This window comes from Treponema bryantii (assembly GCF_900111035.1).
GTDB lineage: Bacteria > Spirochaetota > Spirochaetia > Treponematales > Treponemataceae > Treponema_D > Treponema_D bryantii_C.
Genome location: NZ_FOFU01000004.1, coordinates 308,169 through 331,332 on the forward strand (window position 1 = coordinate 308,169; position 23,164 = coordinate 331,332).

Here is a 23,164-nt window from a genome sequence, read left to right on the forward strand (position 1 = left end):
CTTACCGAATGGAACAAGAAAACCGACTGCATACAAGGTATGAAGAAATCGGCCGCATCACCGCACCCGAAATTTGTGCACTCCCTGGAATACTTGACGATATCAGCTTGAACGGCTGCAAGGTGCATTATTCATTTCCTGTCGTTGTTGATCTGGAAAATGAATATGATGTAAAGATATCACCTCTGCACGGCTCAAACAGTTCTCCTTTGAATCTTATCTGCAGCCCGCAGTGGGTAAATGAACTCGGCGGAAGTACTTTTATAGGCTTTAAGATTCACTATTCTCCAGATGCACATAAGCTCGAAAGCTTTATAAAGCATCTTGAAAAAATCACTAAAGACGATTTACCAGATATAGTTTAATTATGGAAAGAAATCTTGCATTCCTGGCCTTTCCCGAGATGTCAGAACTTTTAATTTCTGAACTTGCAGGCCGATTTGGAATTACACAAAAGCCGGATGCATGCTACGGCGACCTTCTCTACTATGAAAAACTCGATTTGCCAGAGTTAAAAGATGGTATAACAGCCCTCCCCTACTGGGCTCGTACCGTTATGCTCGAACCTTTTTTTTTGAAGTTTGATTCAATTGGAGAAGCCGCAGGAGAATTAAAAAAACTTCAGAGAAACTGGGCACCGTATCAGTACACCTGCTTTCGCCGTGCTCAGCTGATTCAGGAAAAACTTCCATACATCAACTTAAAAGACAGAAACTTCCCGGTAAAAATTCCAGACTCACCAATGGGACTTTATACACTTATTGACGAACACACAATGATAGCAAGTGCAGCCACAAACAGCACACTTCCGGCAGGAACCCTTCATTTTATTGAAGACCACGAGAATCCGCCGAGCCGTGCATATCTGAAAATTCAGGAATCCCTTACAATGGCAAACCTTCTGAACGGCACAGATCTTCCACATGAAGGACAGCGCTGTTTTGAAGCAGGAGCATGTCCTGGAGGCTGGACATGGGTACTCGTAGGACTTGGAGCTGAAGTTTATGCAGTAGACCGAGCCCCACTCGCAGATTCACTTATGAGTAATCCTCTGGTAACATTTCAGGCACACGATGCTTTTACACTTAAACCGGAAGAACTCGGGCAAGTAGACTGGGTGTTTTCTGATGTAATCTGCTATCCGGAACGCCTTTTTGAATGGATCAATAAGTGGCTGGAATATAAACCAGACTTAAATATGATCTGTACAATCAAAATGCAGGGTGAAATTAACTGGCCGCTGATTCAGCAGTTTGCAGATATCCCAGGAAGCCGTATTGTACATTTAAACTACAATAAACACGAACTTACCTGGATTCATACCCGATAAAAAGCCATTTTACGCACAAATTCCTGTGAAAATTTCATAAAAATAAAGTTAATTAACTTTAACTATTGTCTTTTCGAATTTTTTCCGATAATATATTAGTTATTGAAGGAGAGTAAAATCATGCCAACTTTAAGTGCAAAGAAGGAAGCTTATTATCTGGCTGTAGACAACACAGACTATCCACAGAACATGAAGAAATACATCAAGAAGTTGATTTCTAACTGTGCTACTCCTGAAGAGATTTTTCAATTAACCCTTTTCTATCTCTACAATTGTCAGACTGCTTAGCTTCCAGCTCAGTAAAAAATCGTGTAATTAGAACGGATGCCTGAATAAACAGCATCCGTTTTTTTTATTTCAGAACACCAGTTGCAGCCATGATAGAAAGAGAAGTTGCAATTACAGAAACAATTGTAGTAATTACAGGAGCATACTGATTAAAATAAAACAGGAATGAGTTGGTATCTGCAGTAATTGTTGTTTCAGGAGTAATTTCGCTCTTTTTATTGAGCTTTCTTCCATCAGAATCAATAATATCTACAGACTTTCCGGCATTCATAGTTTTATTAAAACCACCGGCAAGACCAATATAGTAATCATAAGTTTTATTTGGAATATAAGGATAGCGGCCAGGCTTCTGAACAGCACCAGAAACAGATACGAAGAACTGCTTCATAGGTACACGCAATAAATCACCAGGCTGAACAACTAATTCAGTAGTAAAATTAGAATCATAAAGAACTCTTGAAATATCAATTGGAATCAGCTCTTCACCACGAACAATAAATGCATTCTGAATATCAGCAATTGCAGATTCAAAATAACTTCTTTTTGCTCTAAGGAAGAAAACATAATTCTCATCATAATCAAAAGGAACAGTTATACGGGTTGCAGTCTCAATAGAAGTAGCATTATTTTCAACATCACTATTCTGCTTTAAAACTGCACCTTCCATATACATAACAGGACGGCTTGCAACAAGAGAATCAATAAAAACAGAATCAAATGAATTAAGCACAAAATTAGAAACCTGTTTCGGATAATCCAGATAGATAACAGAACCCGGTTTTTCTGAACCGTCAATAATTCGTGTTACAGTAATTCTTTTTACATCAGCACGTTCACTAAAGCCATCAGCATAAACATCAATAAGATCTTTAAGATTTTCATCTTCAAGAAGCTCATAAGTTCCAGGACGGCGCACAGCACCAGAAATGCCTACCTGTTTATGAAATTTCTTCAAGGTAATTACATCACCCGGACGCAGATACGGATCCTGAGACAAATCACCTTCACGGCTGGCCTTAAACAAATCATAATGCTTTGTAACACCATTAGTAGAAGTAACTGTAATATCTCTGATTGAAGCATAGCCTGTTTTAACCGGATTCACTACAGAAGAAAGACGGGAAAGTGCCCATGCAGAACGTTCAGAAGTAGAAGTTACTTCACCTTTTATAATTACATTAAAAGAAGCAGGGCTTACAAGTGAGAACTGAACGCCACTCATCGGATAGTTCTTTGAAACAATATCTTCAACCTGTCTTTTCAAAGTCATATAAGATTTTCCAGCAGCATCAATAACCGCAAGGTTTGCTACCCTAACCTTATAAGTTGAATCAACCATAATATGATATTCCATAGTATTAGAGCCGGCAATAAATCCAAGTGTATAAATATCACCAGCGGTTACCATATAATCTGCATTCGACATTGCAATCTGTACACGTGAATCAACTTCCTGATTTACAGTTTCTACAGATAATTCTCCAGCGGCATAAATAGAAATGGCACTGAAAAGTATTACAATTGAAAATAGTATTTTCTTTTTCATTCTACACCTTAGCTTTATTTAATTTTTTTTGATGAGCTGAGCTTTGACATAGCTTCCGGATCTTTTTTAATATTCTCTACCGCATTAAGAGCAAAGGCAAGGAATACAGAAAGGAAGAATGCCGCAAAAGTGATAATAATGCAAAGTTTACCACGGCTTGGTTCTGATTTTCTGTCTGGAACTTCAGCATATTCGAGAATCTGGAATACAGGCTGTTCACTCGCCATAGTAACCTTAAGAGACTCATACTGAACCTTAAGCTGAGAATAAATCTGCTGCTGAGCAGAAAGTTCAAGCTTTAATAAAGAAGAATCAAGCATAATTGAAGGAGCTGAACTTGGATTATAAATATTTGAAACCGACTGCTCCAGAGTCTGAATGCGCTTCTGGAGAGAAAGAATTTCATCATAAGAATGCTGAATATTTTCTTTGAGATTTGCTTCCTGAAGCTTATTCTGGTCTATTCCAAGTTCATTAAAACGAGCTTCAATAAGATCTACAACATAATTAACAACTTCACGTGCAAACTCTGGATCAGTATCTGTAAAGCTGATGCTGAAAACTCCAGTGTCAGTATCAAAATTGGAAGTCAAAACCTTTTTAAGAGCCTCACGGCTTGCAGCTCTCGGTGATTTTTTGATTTTATAACGTTCAATAAGATTGAACTTATCAACAACAGCATCCTGAATTGTATTACTGTTTACAAGATAACCTGCAAGAGCACTGTTAGAAGAACCACCGGAAACACTAACACCAGCAAGCCCTGCAAGACTGCCAAGCCCGCTTGAGCTGAGCATAGATGAAAGACCGCCCTTAGCAGAAGAATCATCATTGATAAGCATCTGAGCTTTTGGTGTATATTTATTTGGAAGGAAAGATTTTTCAGGAGAAAGCTTTAATGAAATAATGGAAATGACTACGGCAAAAATCATAGCCGCGCCAGTAAGTCCAATAATCAGAAATTTATGCTTCAATAAAACAGCAAATAAATCTATAAGACTAATTTCATCTTCTTTTGCATTCTGGATAGTAGGATTCTCGTCCATACAAAAACTCCATTCACTATTAGTATATAATATAAACATAGGTATTATATACTATATTACAGATTAGTTTAAGTCCCCTGGAGTTTTTACAGAAAAACCAAGACTATTTGCCTGAGTCCGGAGATTTTTATAAGAAAGAATACTTTTTCCGTTTATACAGAGTTCAGAAGACCCACCTCCATCCATTTCCAGAGCATCAGTACAGCCCAGAGCCTTAAAAATTGCTGCACACTGAGGATACGAAAGCCCTTCACTTTTTAAGGTGTTTTCGCCTTCTGCAACCATAATATATAAAGTTTTACCAGCATCAGAAATTCCAAAGCCTGTTCTTGTATCATGATTTCGACGGAAAGAATCTATTACCTCACCGTTTTCGAGAACTACATAAAAACCGCCGAAAGCATAATCACTTTCTGACGCAGCTTTTTCAGACTGATTTTTTTCTATTGAGGCCAGCCAGTAATTCTGACCAACATCATCAACCTCACTCTTGAAATAAATACCTGCATAACGTTCCACAGGAGCAGAAAGCAACAGGCCGTCTGCAACATGAACTCCGACAATCTGTCGGGAAGTACCAAGTTTTGCTGCTAAATCCCAGGCACCGTTCTTTCCTGCAAATGGAGAAAGGTTTACAGCCACAGTGCAATCATATTTTTTCGCAAAGTTTTTAGTTTTAAGGCCGCGGAAAATAAACGGCTGAGCACCACCTTTGTCCGGGAAACAAGAGAGAGAAAGCCCGGCGAGAGTCAGATCAATTTTTACAACGTGGTAAATTATGGGGAACCCGGAGTTTTTGTAATCAAAACGGGAGATGCCGGGGCAAACCTCCTGCCATTCAAAAGAATCCGGAACATAAGATGAAACTGGATATAAAAGAGCCTCGTCTTCAACAGAAAACTGCGGACGGCTCACACAAGAGGTAAAAACAAGAAGTAAAAAGGCCGCAATGGCCGGTAAATATTTTCGAATCATATTACATCAAAAAAAATCCCGCCCACGGTAAATCATGAGCGGGATCTGTTATTTATTATATAACACTATGCTTTGTTCAAGCGGCTTTCGAGGTCATCCAAAATAGTGTTGAGCTCTTTTGGAAGGTGAGCACCGAATTTTGGATAGTGGTTCTCACGAATATCTTTAACCTCTTTCTTCCATCCTTCAACATCAACCTTGAGGATTTCTGGAAGAGTCTTCTTGTAGCAGTCAGCAAGACCGTCAGTATTGATAGCACCATCTTTTGGCATAAGTCCGATTGGTGTATCAACTGCATTGTCAACGCCGTCACAGCGGTCGAAAATCCACTGGAGAACGCGGCTGTTGTCACCGTATCCTGGCCACATGAATCCACCTGGAAGGTCTGGATTGTTTTCGTCCTTGCGGAACCAGTTAACGTAGAAGATCTTAGGAAGCTTGTCCTGATCAGCCTTAGCACCAACGTCAATCCAGTGCTGGAAGTAGTCACCCATGTTATATCCACAGAATGGGAGAATAGCAAATGGGTCACGGCGGATCTTACCAACTTCAGCAGCATTGATTGTAGAAGCAGCAGTGATTTCTGAACCTACGATAGATCCAAGGAATACACCGTGGTTCCAGCTGCGTGCCTGGTGTACGAGAGGTACAGTTGAAGGGCGGCGACCACCAAAGAGGATAGCAGAAATAGGTACACCTTCTGGAGATTCCCAGTCAGATGCGATACATGGACACTGCTTAGCAGGAGCTGTAAAGCGTGCATTTGGATGAGCAAATTCTTCACCCTTAGGAGACTTGTCCTTAGGAAGAGCATCACGAGTATTTCCCTTCCAGTCAACAAGCTTACCCTTTGCAGGATATCCGATTCCTTCCCACCATACATCACCGTCTTCAGTAAGAGCACAGTTAGTATAGATAGTATTCTTTTCAGCAGAAATAAGAGCGTTCTTGTTAGATTCAGCAGAAGTTCCTGGAGCAACTCCGAAGAAACCAGCTTCTGGGTTGATAGCGTAGAGACGTCCGTCTTTTCCGAACTTCATCCATGCAATATCATCACCTACAGTTTCAACCTTCCATCCTGGGATAGTAGGAATCAACATAGCGAGGTTTGTTTTACCACAAGCACTTGGGAAAGCACCAGTTACATATTTAACTTCACCCTTAGGGTTTGTGAGCTTAAGAATAAGCATATGTTCAGCAAGCCAGCCCTCTTCACGAGCAATAACAGTTGCAATACGAAGAGCGAAACACTTCTTACCAAGAAGAGCGTTTCCACCGTATCCAGAACCGTAAGACCAGATGAGGTGCTCTTCTGGGAACTGTGAAATGTATTTGTGTTCAACATCAGCACAAGGCCAAATGCCGTTGTCTTTTTCACCATTGTTGAGTGGCTTACCTACAGAGTGGAGACATGGAACCCAGTCACCGTCAGTACCAACGTACTGCCATACCTTTTCACCGGCACGAGTCATGATGTCCATGTTCAATACAACGTATTCAGAGTCTGTAAGCTCAATACCGTATTTAGCGATTGGAGATCCGAGTGGACCCATGCAGAATGGAATTACATACATTGTACGACCGTGCATACAACCTGTATACAATCCCTTCATTGTAGCCTTGAGTTCAACTGGGTCAATCCAGTGGTTTGTAGGACCAGCATCTTCTTCCTTTTTAGAAGAGATGAAAGTTCTTGATTCAACACGAGCAACGTCGCTTGGAAGAGAACGGAACAAGAAACAGTTCTCTTTTGCCTTCAAAGGTGTAGCCAAACCAGCGTCTACACACTTTTTCATAAGGCGGTCATATTCAGCTGTAGAACCGTCAACAACAACAACTTCGTCTGGTTCACACATCTTAACACATTCTTCGATCCATGCCTTAATACCAGCATGTTTAATGTCAGATACAGTCATTAAAAACTCCTATCAGGCCCTGCACCCACACAGGCACCGGACCAATTTCTGTATATACAACAGCCTCTCCAAGAGACCCTCGTATACCAATGTATAATTTAATGATTTTTTATGTGGAATTCAATAGCCAAAAATCACAATCCAACACGCCTTCCGCAGCTCGCTAGACGCTCGGCCGCTTCCCTCGCTCCGCTCAGTCCAGTGGCTGCCTTCGGCACTGCTCCACGCTCGCGGCGCATCCCCGCCCCCCAAAGAAATCGTGATCGCACAAACAAGTTCTAAAAAAATCCTGATTTTACGTCAAAAACATTCAATCTTGGCAATTATATATATGAAGAAATTGTGCGGCCCCGCAGTCCAAGCCTGCAAAAATTGAAATAACATAATTTTGCAGGCTGGAAAAACAGTCCTCCGCGCCATAATTCGAGCTTTCAGCCTGCAAATCTCCGGAAAATCAATTTTTGCAGGCAAGAAATTCTCCGTGGGAGGCGGCCTGCAGCTCGCGAACCGCACAAAAAGAAGCCGAGGCCACGGTTTCCAGCCTGCAGTTTTCAATTTTCCCGATTTCTACAGGCCGCCAGTTCACCGCCAGCAACTAAAACGCCGGCCCTGTGGCCTGCAGAAATTAAAAATTCGCAATTTTACAGGCTCACCGCGCCGCTCCCCTCCCGCCCCCTGCCTGCAAAATCCCCCGATTCTCAATTTCTGCAGGCCACATCCCCGGAAAATAAGGAGAAAACAAATGAATTACGAACTCTTATCACCAGACACCCTCACAGAACATCTTAAAGACCGCCGGCTCGAACTTTTAAACCTGTTAAATCTCAAGTTAAAAGCACAGAAAAATCTACCGCAGGGACATCTTAGAATAGAACAGAAAAAAGGCGCTCGAGCCCCTCAGTTCTACCACTTCACAAATCCCTCTGATACACACGGAAAATACATACCAGCCTCACAACAAACTCTGGCACGCCGTCTGGCCCAAAAAGATTACGACCACAAACTCATAAAAATCCTCAGACAGCAATTATCCGTTATAGAAAAACTGCTGCAAATCACAGAAAACAGAATCACGAGCTTATATACAAAATCATGTCCCGCACGGCAAAAGCTCATAACACCCGTTACACTTAGCGACCTTCAATATATAGAAGAATGGCAGAACATCACCTGGCAACCCCGACCTTTTGCCGACAATGCCCCGGAGTTTTTTACAGCCCGCGGTGAGCAGGTCCGCTCAAAATCAGAAGTTATAATAGCAGACACTCTCACACGCCATAATATCCCCTACCGCTACGAATACCCATTAGAACTCAAAAATGGAGACATCTATCATCCGGATTTTCTCTGCCTTAACGTCCGTACCCGCAAGGAATTTCTTTGGGAACATTTTGGAATGATGGATAGCCTCGAATATACATCTAAAACAGTCTCAAAACTTAAGTCTTTTAATGAGAACAACATACATCCCGGTAAAAATCTGATTATTACAATGGAAACAGCAGAAATACAGCTGAGTTCACGGCAGGTTGAAAATCTTATTAAAGAATATCTGATATAAAAAAAAAGGACCAGATAATCCCAAGCACAGCTCTAGTCGCATACCGCTGCTGGATTCCTCCTCTGACGGGGTTTTGCGACAGACACTTGAAGGGCATCTGGTCCAACAAGAATATAACAAAAAACAGGGGACGTAGTCAATTACCTGTAATTATGTAACAGCTTTATTGGCTAGTAAACTTAACTTCTAGCCATATCACTATTACACTACATATAAAATCCGACCTTATATATACAACTGCAAAGGAGGTTACTATGTGTAAATCTACAATTTATGACGCAAGAAATAATTTTTCCGCTCTCGTAAAGATTGCCGAAAGCGGAGAACCCGTTGAACTCACCCGCCACGATAAACCTGTCGCTGTGATCATCAGCTGGGAAGATTATAAAAAGAATTCTTCTAAAGGAGATTTCTGCCAATGGCTTTCAGATTTCAAAAAAGAAAATGCAGAAATTCTTAAAGACTTTGACGGGCTTCCTCTTCCACCAAGAGAATATCCGGATAAGGCGTATGAAAACAAAATTAAAAATATTTGGAGTGAATAATGAAAGCTGTTTATTTATTAGATACAAATACAATTTCAGAAATATTAAAACAAAATCAAAATCATGGAGTAATAGAAAATCTTATAAAACGTTCCGAACTATGTGCCATCTGTTCAACAGTCTGGCAGGAAGCAGTATATGGTTGTGAACTTCTTCCTGAAGGAAAGAAAAAGGAAAAGATTAAAAGCTATTTAACAAAGCTGAAAGAAACTTTTGAGATTCTTCCATACACAAGATATGCTTCTGAAATCTGTGGAGAAATCAAGGCGCGCTGTAAAGAAAACGGAAAGACTGCTGCCTTTAGTGACAGCCAAATCGCCGCCACCGCAATCGCAAACGGCATGATACTGGTCACTCACAACACTGCCGCCTACACACCAATTGCCGAAGTGAGCAATTTGAAGTATGAGGACTGGTGGGCATAAAACGCCGCACCAGTTTTATTTTCCAATCACGAAAATTGCCGGGATTTTTCCGAGTTCCGGCAATTTTTCTTTTTTCCATTCTGCCACCGTACGGGTCTTAATGTATTCTTCGGCGCAGGTGATGCCTGCCGCAATACACAGCTTTGTTTTTGGATTCAGGGCGCCAAGAATTGTTTCAATCATCTTGGCATTGCGATATGGTGTTTCAATAAAAAGCTGAGTCTGATTTTCGTTCTGAACTTTCTGCTCCAGTTTTTTGAGAGCTTTAATTCGCAGAGGAACTTCCACTGGAAGGTAGCCGTTGAAGGCAAAACTCTGTCCATTAAAGCCGCTTCCCATAACAGACATAATAATAGAAGAAGGACCAACAAGAGGAACAACTTTGTAGCCGCGGCTCTGAGCTATGGCAACCACGTCGGCTCCCGGGTCGGCAATGGCAGGGCAGCCCGCCTCGGAGATGATTCCAACCGGCAGCCCCTTTTTCAGCGGCTCCAGAAACTCGCCGATAAACTTGCGGTCTGTATGACGGTTGAGCTCGTAAAAAGTAAGCTCATCTATATCAATCGACTTTTCAGTCTTTTTCAAAAAGCGGCGAGCCGAGCGGATATTTTCAACGATAAAATGCTTAATGCCCACAATGATGTCATGATTATAAGGTGGCAGAACCTGAGAGATTTCAGTCTCGCCCAAGGTTACGGGAATTAAATAAAGTGCTGCTTCCATTTTACTATCTCCTTATCCCAGTTTTTCGGCAGCGGCTTCCCAGGCGGCGGTGGTCTCGTCGATTTGGGTGGTCACGGCTTCGATGTCGCGCTGGACTGCCTTTGCTTTTTCACCATTTGAATATACCGCAGGGTCGGACATTTTGTTTTCGAGCTCGGATTTTTTTGCTTCCAGTTCGGAGATTTTGGCTTCGAGGCGGGCTACTTCTTTTTCAATCTTGCGGCGCTCGGATTCGAGGCGTTTCTGTTCTTCCCAGGAAAGCTGAGCAGGCTTCGCCGAGTTCTCCAACGAAGGACAATCAGGCATAGCCTGATTGTGCGCATTTTGGAGGTCAAGCCTAAAACAACCCGCTGCCGCAGCTTGTTTTTTAGCGGCTTCCCCATTAGAGCGGGGTAAAACTTCCCCTCCTTCTGTATTTTCCTGCTTTTCCATCTGCTCCATGTAGAACTCATAACCGCCGACAAAATATTTGTACTGGCCGTGCTCGAGGTGCAGAACCTTTGTGGCCAGCTGCTCGATAAATCCGCGGTCGTGGCTTACGAAAATTACAGTGCCTCCGAAGCCGCGGAGAGCCTGAAGCAGAACGTCCTTAGAATGGATGTCGAGGTGGTTTGTAGGTTCATCAAGAACAAGAAGATTTACAGGGCTAAGCAGCAGCTGCAGCAAAGCAATACGGCTCTTTTCTCCACCGCTCAAAACGTCCAGAGATTTATATACATCGTCACCGCGGAACAGGAAAGCACCGAGCATATCACGGAGCTTTGGAATCAGCTCAAGAGGAGCCCTTGCTTCGAGGTAATCTAAAATTGTTTCTTTTCCTTTAATAGTCTCGGCGTTATCCTGCGAGAAGTAACCGACCTTTACGCCGGCACCCGGAACAACCTCACCGGTAAATGCGCTGTCTTCACCTGCAATAATTCGCAGCAAGGTAGACTTACCCGCGCCGTTGCGTCCGGCAACAACAAGCCGCTCGCCGTTTTCAAGGGTAAGTTCAAGTTTGTCGAGAACATTCGTTTTGCCGTCGTAAGACTTCGTAATATCATGAAGCCTCATTACAAGTCTGCCACTATGCGGAGCCGGCGGAAAACTGAAATGGATTTTTTTCAGAGATTCAGGAATCTCAATGCGTTCCATCTTCTCAAGCTTTTTCATGTATTCCTGAGCCTGGGCAGCCTTAGTAGCCTTATAGCCGAAGCGGCGGATAAAATCTTCAAGTTTGTTGATTTCTTCCTGCTGCTGCTCGTAAGCGGCGATTAGAGTTTTAAGTTCAACCTCGCGCACTTTTTCATAGTGTGAGAAGTTTCCAGGGTAGCGCTTAAGATCGCCGTTAAAAAGCTCATAAACTTCGTTTATAGTAACATCAAGAAAGTAGCGGTCATGGCTGACAAGTAAAAAGCCGCCGCGGAAATTCTGCAGGAACTGCTCAAGCCAGCTTCTTGCTTCAATATCAAGATAGTTTGTAGGTTCATCGAGAAGCAGGATGTCCGGTCCCTGCATAAGAGCCTTCGCCAGAGCAATACGCATCTGCCATCCGCCGGAGAACTCGGCAGTGTCGCGGTCAAAATCAGAGCGGCTAAAACCAAGACCAAGCAGAACGCTCTCCGCCATAGCATCTCGCCGGTGCCAGCCGCTGTCATCAAGAGCCTGAATCAACTCCGACTGCTGAATAACAAGCGCATCAGTATTACCCTGCCCCGCCTCCAGTTGAGATCCGATTTCGTCTATTTTTCTCTGCATCTCATAGCCGAATTCAAAAGCCTTATCAGCTTCTTCGCGTAAGGTACAACCGTGGTGAGTAAGCCCGCTCTGAGGAAGATATGCAATGCGGCAGTCCTTCTGAACAGCGCGGCTTCCACTATCCGGCGGAACAAGACCAGCCAGAACCTTTATGAGAGTAGATTTGCCGGCTCCGTTTGCACCAGTGAGCGCAACCTTAGAGCCAGTCTGTAAATTGATAGTTACATTTTTTAAGATATCCCGGTCACCGAATGCCAGTGAGACCTGGGAAAATTGTACAAATGCCATATTATTTCTTCATGTAAACAATAACCGGGCTCACACCGCGGCTCTTCAACTGACTTCCGCTTAAAGTTGCACCCGTAGTATCTTCGAGACGCAAAGCTCCATTTTCCAGTTTGTAAAGGAAGTTTACTTCGCGACTCATTCCATCAAATTTCATAGTGAGAACACCATCGTAAGAAGCAGCCAGATCTTTAGAAAGCGAATACTTAACCAAAGCAGAACCAGTACTCTTTGTTCCAGCATCAATTACAGAAGGAACAAGCAGTTTAAAGCCATTCCAGCGGAAAGTACCGTCTTCATTGAAAGAAATCTTACCATAGCTAGAACTTGAGAAAATCGGACCGTGAGACCAGATCTGCATATAAGCCTGAGAACGACGTTCCTTTTCTGCATTAACAATATCAGCAACACTTTCAGACAAAGTAACAAAGTTAAGGTCCTGAGGTTTACCGCTTGCATCAGTGTAGCGAAGAACAATGTAGTTTGCACGGCGGTAGATAATCTTCATAGAGATGCCGTTCAACGAATATTCATTGTCATCTGTCTTAGTAAAGCCATCATAATCCCAGCTCTCATGAATCTCATTAGTATTCAGAGAAACCTTCTTGCCTTCTAAATCAATAGTAAATTTATAAAGCGGATGAATAAGCCCAAGGTCAATATTATGGCTGTCAATCATAGTGCGGAAATAATCCGGATACCAGGTATTAGCCACAATAGTATCCCAGTGAGCATCTTCTTCCTGAGCTTCAACAATTTCACCACCGCCAACACGCTGACCGGTTGCATCCGTTTCATAAAGATTCAGATTGTAAGAAAAGCACCAGCCCATAGTACCGTCGCCAGTGAGAATGCGGTACCAGTCACCCTCAAGAGCAGTTTTGCCAGCCATAGGAGCCTGACCATTACCCTTGTAGAGAATCTTAATAACCTCACCCTTTCGGAGACGATAAACCTGCTTAGCAGTATTTACAGGTTCAGCACGGCAAGGAAGCCCGTCCAGTTTTACAGAAGCATAAGTAGCCGCATTTTCAGCATACTTAGCAGCAACAGCCTTAACCTTACTTTTTCTCACAGGTTCAGTAAGCTGCCACAAAGCCACCTCAAGCTTTTCGCCGTTTTTATTTCCAATTACATATACATGCGAAATATTAGATTTGATGTAAACAGGAACAGTGTCACCACTTTTAATCTGCTGGTCCGGAATAGTCCAGAGCACAACAGAGTAGCCCATCACCTTGTCGCTGCAGGCAGTGAAGAAGAGGGTAAAAAGAATGATTAAAGGTAAAAATAGTTTCTTCATAGTATTTATATTTCGTCATTGCGAGCGGAGCGAAGCAATGACGTGGAGTTTTCTACAACTGAACCCCAGTCTTAATTTTTTCGTTAAAGCGGTCAAGTTTCTTGCCTTCGAGAGGGTTCGGCTCACCGGCAAGTACCTTACGCAGAGCATCCATTTCTTCACCACTGAAGTTTACACCCTCATTCATATGATTGATGAAGCTTTCAGTTGCCATAGGAGCAACCTTGCGGCACATCTCAAGGATTACTTCAGCATATACGCGGATTTCATACTGAGCATGAGAATCCAGACGGAGCTTAAGGAAGTGGAACAGATTGTGAAGATCCATCTCCCAGTAAAATTCAGTGTATAAAGAAAGAGGAAGATTTATACGTGCAATTTCGCGGGCAAGACCACTGTCTAAAAGCTCGCTGTAGTTTTCATAAGATTCCTTCTGACCAGCCTCAAGCTGAGCAATAATCTTATCAGCAGTTTCCTTATCAAAAGCTTCGTTGCAGCGGCCCTGCTTATTGTCCTTACTCTGAGGAGCAACCTTGTCTTCAGCAGGAACATAGAATTCTTCTTTCATAATAGAGTAACGGCCAGACACCTCATTCATGCGGCCAGTACGATGGCGAACCCACTGACGGGCAACAAAAATAGGCATCTTAACATGGAAAGTCATTACAACCTGCTCAAACGGAGAAGTATGCTGATGACGCAAAAGATAATCAATGAGGGCGCCGTCCTGGCTCACAGATTTAGTTCCTTCACCATATGAAACACGGGCAGACTGAACAATACGCTGGTCTCCACCAAAATAATCTACAAGACGAACAAAACCTTTGTCGAGAACAGGATACTCCTTGTCCAAAATTTCTTCAGCAGCAGGAACTACGCAATGTGCCATATAAATCCTCAATATAAAAAAATGAAACAGATTCTAATAATCTGTTTCATTAATAATATAGAAAAATGATTGTATTATCAATAATCTATGAAATCTAAAAACTCTATAAAACCACAAAGTACTTCCGCTGCGAGAGCCCCAATCTGCGGTTGAGCGTAAGTGGAATCCGACTCGCTAGCGCTCGCGACGCTCAAATGCAGATTGGGGCTCTCTCCGCTCGCGTACTTTGTGATTTTATAGACCGTGAGCTAATAAATATCTATTATTATTCGCCGTTTTCAGAATCTGTTTCGTTTTTTTCTACAGAGTCTTCCTTAGCGGAAACGGAATCATCCTTCACCTCGACCACTTCGCCTTCAACAACGTTGCGGTTTGAAAAAACGTCAAAAAGAATCAGACACAGGCCGCCAACCAGAACAATAATACCAATCAGGCGGATAATTGCGTTGCCCAGAGAACGTGGGGATATCAGAATCAGAACGACAGCAACAGCCAGAAGCAGAAGATTTTCGATGATATAGCGCTTACGTTCAACCCCGGAATCCTTCAGCAGAGCCGCAGCATAAAAGCCCGCAGCACCAGAAAGCAGCAGGTAAAAAATCAGCACCCAGATCATAGCAGACCAGGCCGCGCCGCCAATCGCAAGCGGAAACAGCACAGCCATCGCACCGGCAACAATACTTACAATACTCTTAATCAGAATAGTTTTACGGTAGCCCGCATCATCAGAAATAACCTTGGTAAACTTCAGACTGTAAATTCCATACCCAATCGCCGCAAGCCCAATAATCACAACAACGAGCTTAATCCAGAAAGCAGGAAAAATAATCACCAGAAGCCCCAGCAGCGCCGCCAGAATCCCAGAAAAAAGATACCATCGTTTCATATAAACACTTCCTTTCTTCTATAGTTTTCTTTAATTATAAATCACTTCACCGGAATTGTCATCAAATATCAGAAAGGCGGGGGAAGTCTCCCCCAAACAGTTTTTATTCTTCAGAGTTAAAAAGACCAGATTCAATAGCAAATGTAAAACATACAGATGTAGAAGGAACCATTTTAAATTTACGGATTTTTGTTTTTCTTATCTTTGATTTACAGATAATTTTATTATTATAGACTAAAAATCCCTTGTCACCACAAATATCTTCAGCTTTTAGCCATCCAATTCTTTTGCCATCAACAAAAAGATTCTTTGTATTTTTACGAGCATTTTCCTTAAAAAAGACTTCCAGCTCATTCTTTGTAAGACTTGTTTTATAATAAGTAAAAAACTGAGGTTTTCCACCTTCAACTATATTTCTATAGGCCGTACAAATTCCGTGAACTGGATTTTGATTAACAGGGTTATGTTTAGGTTCTAAAGTAACACCTTTTTCTATAAGACTCTCTATAAACTTTTTAATTTTTTTTGATTTTTCCTTTTTCAGAATTTCTTTTAAATCGTCATTATTCTTTGGAATTCCCAATTCTTTATGATATTCAGCTCTAATACCTTTTATCAGTGCAGATACAGTCAATTTTTCTGTTTCAGAACTTACCAGTTCACAAACCTTAATTGAACCTTCAACACTCAACCCCCATACCCGCTTACCAATAGACAAATCTTTATTTCGTTTAATTATTGGAATATAATTATCACTTGTTTCAAGGAATCCGTTAAATCCAATATGATTAGAGAGATTTGACTCCCCAAGAGCAGGCAAAAATGGACCATAACATAATTTGTCTCTAATAGATAATCCCGATTCCAAATGGTAATCCATCGCACGGTTTGTTACCAAAGAATCATAATAAGTAGTTCTTTCAGTCTCTATATTAAAAACACCATCATTCAAATACCAATTTTTAATCCTAATATTAAGCTGATTATATACAGAAGATGATGAATGTGCTTTTATCAATTCATCATAATGTTCCTGTGCAAACTCCGGAAGCTTATACATATTTTCAGGCTTATCATCAATATGTATATTTAAATCCAGCAACTTTCCTTCATTCAGAATTGGAAAAATAACCTTATTTCCCGATTCATCTTTTTTTTTGTCTTTTTTATTATCTTTAGGATTAGTATATTCCTGTTTCTTATTTTTATAGGACTTACAAAGTTTATCATAATCATTTGTTAATTTTATCCCATCTTCAATCCAGTTATTTACAACTACAGAAATAAAGTGTCCAACAGTAGTTATAATCAAAACTATCGCAAGTGAATAAAGTACCGAATAATCAACCTCTTTTTGTTTTCTACAGAATAAAATACAAACAATAATGACAGCAGAAATTATCCCATTTAAGACATCTGTTTTTACAAGAATATGAATAATTTGATTCCATTTTTTCTTCATACTATATCCCTATTTTTTTATTTATATGAAGAGGGGGAAGTCTCCCCCTGCGCTCCAGACTCCTCGGCTTCGCCTGCGGTGTCTTCCGCTACCCTCTCTATGGGACAAAACAAGGAGTTCGTTGTCCCATAACGCCAAAAAAATAACTTCCTTTTTCAACAATAACAGACTTAATCAAATTCGTTTGATATTGAATTAAAAATAATAAGCATCTCTTTTATTTAATTTAGGTAAGCTTTAATTTATTAATTTCAATTCTGGTAAAATCTGATTTCGTAATAATTCTGAATATGTTTTAAACAAAGGTGGTTCTTGTTCAGTATTCCATTCTACTTCAATATATGGATCTTCTTTCTGATATAAGCCAGGTAAATATTGGCTGAAATGAATAAAACCTCCTCTTTTCTGATAATCAACAAAAGAAGCACCAAATAATGGCATTTTTTCATATTCGAATAGTTTTAGCTCTACTGATGGATAATCTTTTTTAATTGAATTATACCAATTTTTTATTTCTTCAATAGATTTAGCTTTATCATTAAAATCATTTTTATAAGTACTATGCATAAAAGTATTTATTGAAGTTTCAAGATTATCTGCAGCATAAATTACGGAAATTCTAATTGATTTATTTTTTTCTAGATTTATTTGTTTTATAGAATCTAATGTTCCTTTATTAACAATGGCATAAAAAACAACTTCTTCAGCATTTTTTAATTTGCTATAGAAATAGTTTTTTCTTTCTTCTTTTGGATATTCTGACGAATACACATGATTTTTGTAATTAATTCTTAAAACTGTATCGGAACCATACTCTTTTTTATTTCTTATAAATATAACTGAGTTAAAAATATGTGGAAAATTGTGTTTGTCATATACACAAGACTGGCAAATATTTTTAAAAGGTATACCGAAACAATCATTTGAATTTTCAAATTTTTCCTTAAATAAGGTATGTCCGATTACAATTGACTTTTTATCGCCAGCACCACTAATTCTACTTAAATCATTTATTGCACTACCAACAATATTTTTATTATTATTAATATCAGTTTCTATAGAAACATTTCCTACATCAATAGCAGTACGAAATAAATACCCTTTGCTCTCCCCCCATTGATACAAATCCAGTGTAAATTCAATTAATGATTTTAAATTTGAATCATTATTTTCTACACCAAGGTACATTCCATCTCCAGTACAAATTTTTACAGTAGAATTATTTTCCAGGTTGCGATTTATCAAAGTATTCCTAACAAAGTTCTGAACTTCAATAAAATAAGTTTCTTGTTGCGTATTGTTATGCTTTGAATATTCAACAAGATCAAAAACAAGAAGAAGATAAGATACAGCCATTTTAATCACTCCATTCCATTCCAGTTCTATTCTTTCCAAACATAGTCCTTGAATTATCAGGAAGACAATAAGGATTATTACGATTCTTAAAAACATCATCAATCCATTTCATTAATTCAACAGGATTTTCTGTCCAATTATATATTTTTGCAAATTTGCAATCGATATTATCTGCTAATCTTGGTGGAATTGTATGCTTGTTGTAATGTTGAATATCTTTTCTTGGATATGTAGGCAAAATAATACCAATTAATCCTGATCTTGGATTTTTTTCTGTATCACGAATACTTGAACTAATTTCCCAATCAACGTATTTTCTTTTCCAAGTTTCTGCACCAATTAATACTATTGTTACAGTTGTATCACTTAAATATTCGTCTCGTATTTTTTGTCGTATAGTATCTGTTTTGAGATTATCATCAATATCCCCATCTTTTACCGATCTATTTACAAAAAAATCACCGCCGAACAAAGCATCCAACTTGTTATAGTAATACTGATCATTATCATGATGATAACTAATAAAAACTTTATGTTTATCCATAATTTTTTTTTAACTCCTATTTTAAATATAGTAATTTTTGTTAATAAATGTCAATTTTTTTTATTAAAAGAGAAAGTGTTTATTCCTCTTAGTAAATCAAATTAGAATCTTGTATAATTCATTAATGACTGATTGATTATTTTCAATCAAAGAATCTAATTCTGCAAAAGGATTTTTTATATTTTTTTCACTTTGCAAATCTTTTAGATTTTTATAATTTATCTGCTTAAGACAATTCCCAAGCATTGGATATGTAACAGAAATATTTGATTTATCATTTTCTGTAGATTGCTCTTCTAGTTTTTTTAATTTTTGACTATTAATCAAATCTACAATTGCAAGTTCATGAAAAATCCATGGTGATGTTAGTTTTTCAATTGATTCTTCAAAACTTATTGATGAATTTGATTTTATAAATATAAAAACTGGAGTTTTATTTATCATTTTTGTAAGTGCATAAGTTACTAATGCATGCACATGAGCTGTTGATTCATTACGTTTGTTATAATCATAATAAGTTTTTTTATAAGATATTCCATATGGATCATATTCTGTTTTTACAAATTTTGTTTTTTCATCAAACTCTCTCTGCAAATTATCGATTCTAAGCCAGAATTGAGAATCTACAAATGATTTCAATTTAAAATTTTTATATAACCAATTAGCAAACTGTATAGCTAATTTTCCATCTTTACTTGAATGAGATATAAAAACATCTGCATTTATTGAACTAAACCAATCATCCCAAATCGATTCAGCATCAACACGTGCATTTCCATCTTCTAAACTGGTTTTATTTATCTGATTTTTAAGATTCTTAATTGCATTTTCTAAAGAAAGTTTTTCTGCATACGTAATTTTATCGTCTTTTTCACTTTCCACAATTAATTCTAAGTCAGTTGAATCAATATAATAAGCTTTATTCATTTTTTACCTCAATAAATATTTTATATACAAACTAGAGAATTAACAATAATTAATTTCAGTTTGGTTGATATTTTACTTGTCTCTTTCCTTCTTGCTGAACTATAAAGAATTTCTTTATAGTTGCCTCTTTTGGCAATTCGTTATCCTTGAATATATTATCCAAATGCTGTCCAATATTCTGACGTGTTGTATTGTAAATCTCAGCAAGCTGAACAGCTGTTACCCAAACATCTTCATCAGCAAAACGAACAGATATATTAGTTTTTCCATTTTCATTTTGTTAAATTATTTACTGTTCGCAGACATAAAAAAAAGCCAGCACCTCACATAAGTACCGGCTCTCAGAATTACAACTCTATCCCATTCCCCTTCAACAACTCCCGCGCCGAGTCCACGCTGTCCACACCGTGTAAATTCTTAATCGGTGCAAACTCTTTCTCTCGAACAACTTCATAGGCGAGATTGTTGTCCATCATGTGGATCATATCAAGAACAAGAAGCTCGAACTTGTAGCCGTTTGGTTGGGTTGGACTCACATATTCGACGATTGAAGGCTTGCCATCTTCCAGACAGAGCAGGCCCATTTTTTCCATAGGCTCAACCTTACGAACCACCTTCGAAGCACTCTGATAATTTCCAAGAATAGACGCCCCAATAAAAGCCGGATCCGCAATCCGCTGCAAAACAGTTCTAAAGGAGTCTCTCCCCCCCCTCGCACCAAACGCCTGCGGTGTTTGGTGCTACCCCCTTCTACGGGCAAATCCGTAACGCCCAAAAAAGAGTACAACATTTTTAATAAAACATATTTCCAATAAATCTTTAATTAGATGAAAAAGAATTTCATCATAATTACATACTCTTAAAAATATACAGATTAAATAATTTCGAAAATATGGTATCAGTAATGTTTTAAAATATTGTGTATTATGAACAATGGTTTTATAAATACGCAATATTTTAAAAGCTTAGAGATATTTTTTAACAATAGGTATTTTTCTTAACAAAACAGTCACAGTAATACTAAAATAAAATGAAAATAGATAACATATTAATAATAAAATATATAAATTTATTTTTTCTGGAGAAAATTTTAAGACTTTAAAACAAATATTTAATGGAATTGTATGTAATAAATATATACCAAAAGAATTCTCTGAAATAAATTTTATAACAACAGAACATTGATTTCTATAAAAATTCCTAATTAATGAAAAGATTCCTATTGAGAGAGAAATAGCAGCTATACTACTAGCATTAGTATTTTTTAATACCGCATCCTCAATTATGATAGTATTTGGAATGAATAATTCAATTAAAATAAATAAAGAAGGCAATAATATTAATGTTACACATGTTTTTAAGGAATCAAAGAGATTTCTATGTGAAATAGCACTTCCAAGTAAAAAATATAAAAAATATATAGATGTTATTGGAATTGTAATTCCAGTTTTTATATTAAATTTTTTTTCAAGAGTTGGTATAAAAGAAAGGAAAATAAAAAGTATTAATAAAGTAAAATTAAATTCTTTATCTGTAGCATTTTTTACGAAAGGTCTTAATAGAGGTACAGAAAAATAAAGTCCTGGTAACATATATAAAAACCACATATGAGCCCAAGATTTTCCTTCGATTAAATTTCTTAATACTATTTTTATTACAGAGATGGAAATGATTCTCTCATTAAAATACGATTCCAAGAGACAAAAAATAAAAGAAAATATTATCAAAACTGTAAGAATTCTTACAACATTCTTTTTAAGAAATTTTGACAAATCAAAATCCTTTTCAGGATTTAAAAATAATGCTCCTGAAATCATGATAAAAAGAGGAACAGCAAACATCCTCAATAAATTAGTTATAAATACCGAAAGTCTTAAATCTATTGTAGAGTAGATTGTTCCATATAAAGTTACTGGCGTACATACTACATGTATTCCAATAACCGCAAAAGTACCAATAACTCTTAGTAAAGTTATGTATTCAAATCTTATTTTATCACTTTGATTTGCCACATTATTATTTACTTCCATATTTAACATTTGAACTTTTTTCTCCGGATATTAAATGATACTATATTTATCTAAGTCATACTTTAAAGTATTTATTACAGTTTTTCCCATTTTGGAGGATGATTTATATAGCGATAAAATTTCATTGAATATAAAATTCTTTTTATTCGAGATAAATTAAACTCTTGAAATAATCTGTAAATCCCTTCCAAGCCTATTTTAGAAATCCATTTAGGAGCACGTTTTATTTTTCCACTAACAAATTCAAATGTTCCACCACTACCAATTAAATATTTTACACCTAACTTATTAAAAAAGTCTTTGTTTTCTTCAATAAACCATTCTTGTTTTGGAGCTCCAAACCCTACAAAAATAATATCTGGCTTAAAAGATTCTATGCGAGAAAGACACTTATTTCTAAAATTTTCAGAAAACGGGTATGGTTCGTATTTTGGAGAAAAACCTTCAATTTCTATACCATATTTTTCTCTCATTACCCTAACAGCTTCTGCATTAGAATCCTCGTACCCACCTAGATAAAATGTTTTTAAATTATTCTCTTTTGCATATTGTGCAAAATCATAAACAATTTCACTTCCAGGAAGTTTTACTGTATCTTTAAAATCTTTTGAATATGCATTAGCCTTTTTTAACGGGACTTCTCCGTCAAAAGTAGAATAATTATTGTTAATATATTCCATGTATCTTTTATTTGTATTTGCCAAAACAATAAATTGAGCATTTACAGTAGCGATACATTTTGTTTCATTTTCAGCTCGTAAAAACAACTGATCCTTAGTTAAAATATTGAAATTAATATTACAGAATATCATAGTTTTCTGCCCTTTTTTATATTATAATCTAGATTTAATTTTTTTTGCAGGATTACCAGCAAAAACAGAATATTCATCTACATCGTGTGTAACAACACTACCAGCTCCTATAATAGAACCTTTTGATATTTTTTTACAACCAGGAAGAATTATACAATGAGCACCAATCCAAACATCATCTTCAATTAACAATTCAGTATCAGGCACTTTTCCTTGCAACCTCATAGGAATATCAGTTCTATTAGAAATATGTCCTCCACCAAGAATAGATAGATACTCTCCAACCATAACATCATTTCCTACTTTTAGCTTTGTATTTTGCACTTTTGAATAAGCACCCAAACTGGAATGACAACCGATTTCGATTTTACTCCCATTCCCTAAATAGACTCTTTTTTGTATTTGAGCACTTTTATCAATTTTTTTACAAAAGGATCGAGCACATCTTGTTCTAATAAATTTCGAAATTTTTCCAATACCTGGAAAATAGTTATCTGGCAAAAATTGGGCAATTGAATAATAGAATAATATATTAATTATTCTGAAAATTTTTTTCATCTAAATAGCACCTCGTATAT

The 23,164-nt window shown here is 38.0% G+C and carries 23 protein-coding genes and 1 other RNA gene; 6 read left to right on the forward strand and 18 right to left on the reverse strand.

Annotated features, from left to right (window positions below; translation table 11 throughout):
• Positions 1-8 precede the first annotated feature (8 nt).
• From BMY21_RS09430 to BMY21_RS15835, 3 genes are all read left to right on the forward strand, one after another.
• Positions 9-365 carry a hypothetical protein gene (locus tag BMY21_RS09430; protein ID WP_074643299.1) on the forward strand — a complete coding sequence of 119 codons (357 nt, stop codon included), beginning with the start codon at positions 9-11 and terminating at the stop codon, positions 363-365.
• Positions 366-367: 2 nt separating this feature from the next.
• Positions 368-1,330 carry an SAM-dependent methyltransferase gene (locus BMY21_RS09435; protein ID WP_074643302.1) on the forward strand — a complete coding sequence of 321 codons (963 nt, stop codon included), beginning with the start codon at positions 368-370 and terminating at the stop codon, positions 1,328-1,330.
• A gap of 120 nt (positions 1,331-1,450) precedes the next feature.
• Positions 1,451-1,618 (forward strand): hypothetical protein, encoded by a 168-nt coding sequence (locus BMY21_RS15835; protein WP_177177736.1) that lies wholly within the window; start codon positions 1,451-1,453, stop codon positions 1,616-1,618.
• A 64-nt stretch (positions 1,619-1,682) separates the two neighbouring features.
• Here BMY21_RS15835 and BMY21_RS09440 read toward each other — a convergent pair whose 3' ends face one another.
• From BMY21_RS09440 to BMY21_RS09455, 4 genes are all read right to left on the reverse strand, one after another.
• Positions 1,683-3,164: an SLBB domain-containing protein gene (locus BMY21_RS09440; RefSeq protein ID WP_074643305.1), complete on the reverse strand. Its 1,482-nt coding sequence runs from the start codon at positions 3,162-3,164 to the stop codon at positions 1,683-1,685.
• 14 nt (positions 3,165-3,178) lie between these two features.
• Positions 3,179-4,210 (reverse strand): GumC domain-containing protein, encoded by a 1,032-nt coding sequence (locus tag BMY21_RS09445; RefSeq protein ID WP_074643307.1) that lies wholly within the window; start codon positions 4,208-4,210, stop codon positions 3,179-3,181.
• Positions 4,211-4,273: 63 nt separating this feature from the next.
• Positions 4,274-5,185 (reverse strand): phosphodiester glycosidase family protein, encoded by a 912-nt coding sequence (locus BMY21_RS09450; RefSeq protein WP_074643309.1) that lies wholly within the window; start codon positions 5,183-5,185, stop codon positions 4,274-4,276.
• Positions 5,186-5,250: 65 nt separating this feature from the next.
• Positions 5,251-7,101, reverse strand: coding sequence for a phosphoenolpyruvate carboxykinase (GTP) (locus BMY21_RS09455; protein ID WP_074643312.1), 1,851 nt, complete (start codon positions 7,099-7,101; stop codon positions 5,251-5,253).
• A 742-nt stretch (positions 7,102-7,843) separates the two neighbouring features.
• On the opposite strand from BMY21_RS09455, the gene BMY21_RS09460 reads away from it, so the two are divergent.
• Positions 7,844-8,662 (forward strand): PDDEXK family nuclease, encoded by an 819-nt coding sequence (locus BMY21_RS09460; protein ID WP_074643314.1) that lies wholly within the window; start codon positions 7,844-7,846, stop codon positions 8,660-8,662.
• A gap of 5 nt (positions 8,663-8,667) precedes the next feature.
• Here BMY21_RS09460 and ffs read toward each other — a convergent pair.
• Positions 8,668-8,765, reverse strand: an RNA gene (gene ffs, locus BMY21_RS09465) — signal recognition particle sRNA small type.
• 151 nt (positions 8,766-8,916) lie between these two features.
• Here ffs and BMY21_RS09470 point away from each other — a divergent pair.
• Together BMY21_RS09470 and BMY21_RS09475 are read left to right on the forward strand one after the other, a co-directional pair.
• A complete protein-coding gene (locus tag BMY21_RS09470; protein WP_074643317.1) occupies positions 8,917-9,207 on the forward strand; it encodes a type II toxin-antitoxin system Phd/YefM family antitoxin in 291 nt (96 codons plus the stop codon).
• Positions 9,207-9,632, forward strand: a complete 426-nt coding sequence (locus BMY21_RS09475; protein ID WP_074643321.1) for a type II toxin-antitoxin system VapC family toxin — start codon at positions 9,207-9,209, stop codon at positions 9,630-9,632. Before BMY21_RS09470 ends, BMY21_RS09475 begins: the two co-directional genes overlap by 1 nt.
• 15 nt (positions 9,633-9,647) lie before the next feature.
• Here BMY21_RS09475 and BMY21_RS09480 read toward each other — a convergent pair whose 3' ends face one another.
• The 13 genes from BMY21_RS09480 to BMY21_RS09540 form a co-directional block, all read right to left on the reverse strand.
• The gene (locus tag BMY21_RS09480; RefSeq protein WP_074643324.1) at positions 9,648-10,355 is read right to left on the reverse strand and encodes an SAM-dependent methyltransferase; all 708 of its coding nucleotides are present in this window, start codon (positions 10,353-10,355) and stop codon (positions 9,648-9,650) included.
• A gap of 12 nt (positions 10,356-10,367) precedes the next feature.
• Positions 10,368-12,380, reverse strand: coding sequence for an ABC-F family ATP-binding cassette domain-containing protein (locus BMY21_RS09485; protein ID WP_074643327.1), 2,013 nt, complete (start codon positions 12,378-12,380; stop codon positions 10,368-10,370).
• Position 12,381: 1 nt separating this feature from the next.
• Positions 12,382-13,680, reverse strand: a complete 1,299-nt coding sequence (locus BMY21_RS09490) for an SH3 domain-containing protein (RefSeq protein WP_083379812.1) — start codon at positions 13,678-13,680, stop codon at positions 12,382-12,384.
• Positions 13,681-13,732: 52 nt separating this feature from the next.
• Complete coding sequence (gene thyX / locus BMY21_RS09495; protein ID WP_074643332.1) at positions 13,733-14,569, reverse strand: FAD-dependent thymidylate synthase; 837 nt, start codon at positions 14,567-14,569, stop codon at positions 13,733-13,735.
• A gap of 265 nt (positions 14,570-14,834) precedes the next feature.
• Positions 14,835-15,455, reverse strand: coding sequence for a DUF308 domain-containing protein (locus tag BMY21_RS09500; protein ID WP_074643335.1), 621 nt, complete (start codon positions 15,453-15,455; stop codon positions 14,835-14,837).
• Positions 15,456-15,558: 103 nt separating this feature from the next.
• Positions 15,559-16,917 carry a hypothetical protein gene (locus tag BMY21_RS09505; RefSeq protein WP_074643337.1) on the reverse strand — a complete coding sequence of 453 codons (1,359 nt, stop codon included), beginning with the start codon at positions 16,915-16,917 and terminating at the stop codon, positions 15,559-15,561.
• Between the two features lie 237 nt (positions 16,918-17,154).
• Positions 17,155-18,312: a hypothetical protein gene (locus tag BMY21_RS09510; RefSeq protein WP_177177737.1), complete on the reverse strand. Its 1,158-nt coding sequence runs from the start codon at positions 18,310-18,312 to the stop codon at positions 17,155-17,157.
• Entirely contained in the window at positions 18,275-18,817 is a 543-nt protein-coding gene (locus BMY21_RS09515) for a TIR domain-containing protein (protein WP_074643342.1), read from the reverse strand. Before BMY21_RS09515 ends, BMY21_RS09510 begins: the two co-directional genes overlap by 38 nt.
• Before the next feature lie 96 nt (positions 18,818-18,913).
• Entirely contained in the window at positions 18,914-19,744 is an 831-nt protein-coding gene (locus BMY21_RS09520; protein WP_074643344.1) for a hypothetical protein, read from the reverse strand.
• 347 nt (positions 19,745-20,091) lie between these two features.
• Complete coding sequence (locus BMY21_RS09525; protein ID WP_218141048.1) at positions 20,092-20,337, reverse strand: hypothetical protein; 246 nt, start codon at positions 20,335-20,337, stop codon at positions 20,092-20,094.
• A 372-nt stretch (positions 20,338-20,709) separates the two neighbouring features.
• Positions 20,710-21,783, reverse strand: coding sequence for an acyltransferase (locus BMY21_RS09530; protein WP_074643349.1), 1,074 nt, complete (start codon positions 21,781-21,783; stop codon positions 20,710-20,712).
• Positions 21,784-21,848: 65 nt separating this feature from the next.
• Entirely contained in the window at positions 21,849-22,586 is a 738-nt protein-coding gene (locus BMY21_RS09535) for a WecB/TagA/CpsF family glycosyltransferase (RefSeq protein WP_074643350.1), read from the reverse strand.
• A gap of 21 nt (positions 22,587-22,607) precedes the next feature.
• Positions 22,608-23,144 carry an acyltransferase gene (locus tag BMY21_RS09540; RefSeq protein WP_074643353.1) on the reverse strand — a complete coding sequence of 179 codons (537 nt, stop codon included), beginning with the start codon at positions 23,142-23,144 and terminating at the stop codon, positions 22,608-22,610.
• Positions 23,145-23,164 lie beyond the last annotated feature (20 nt).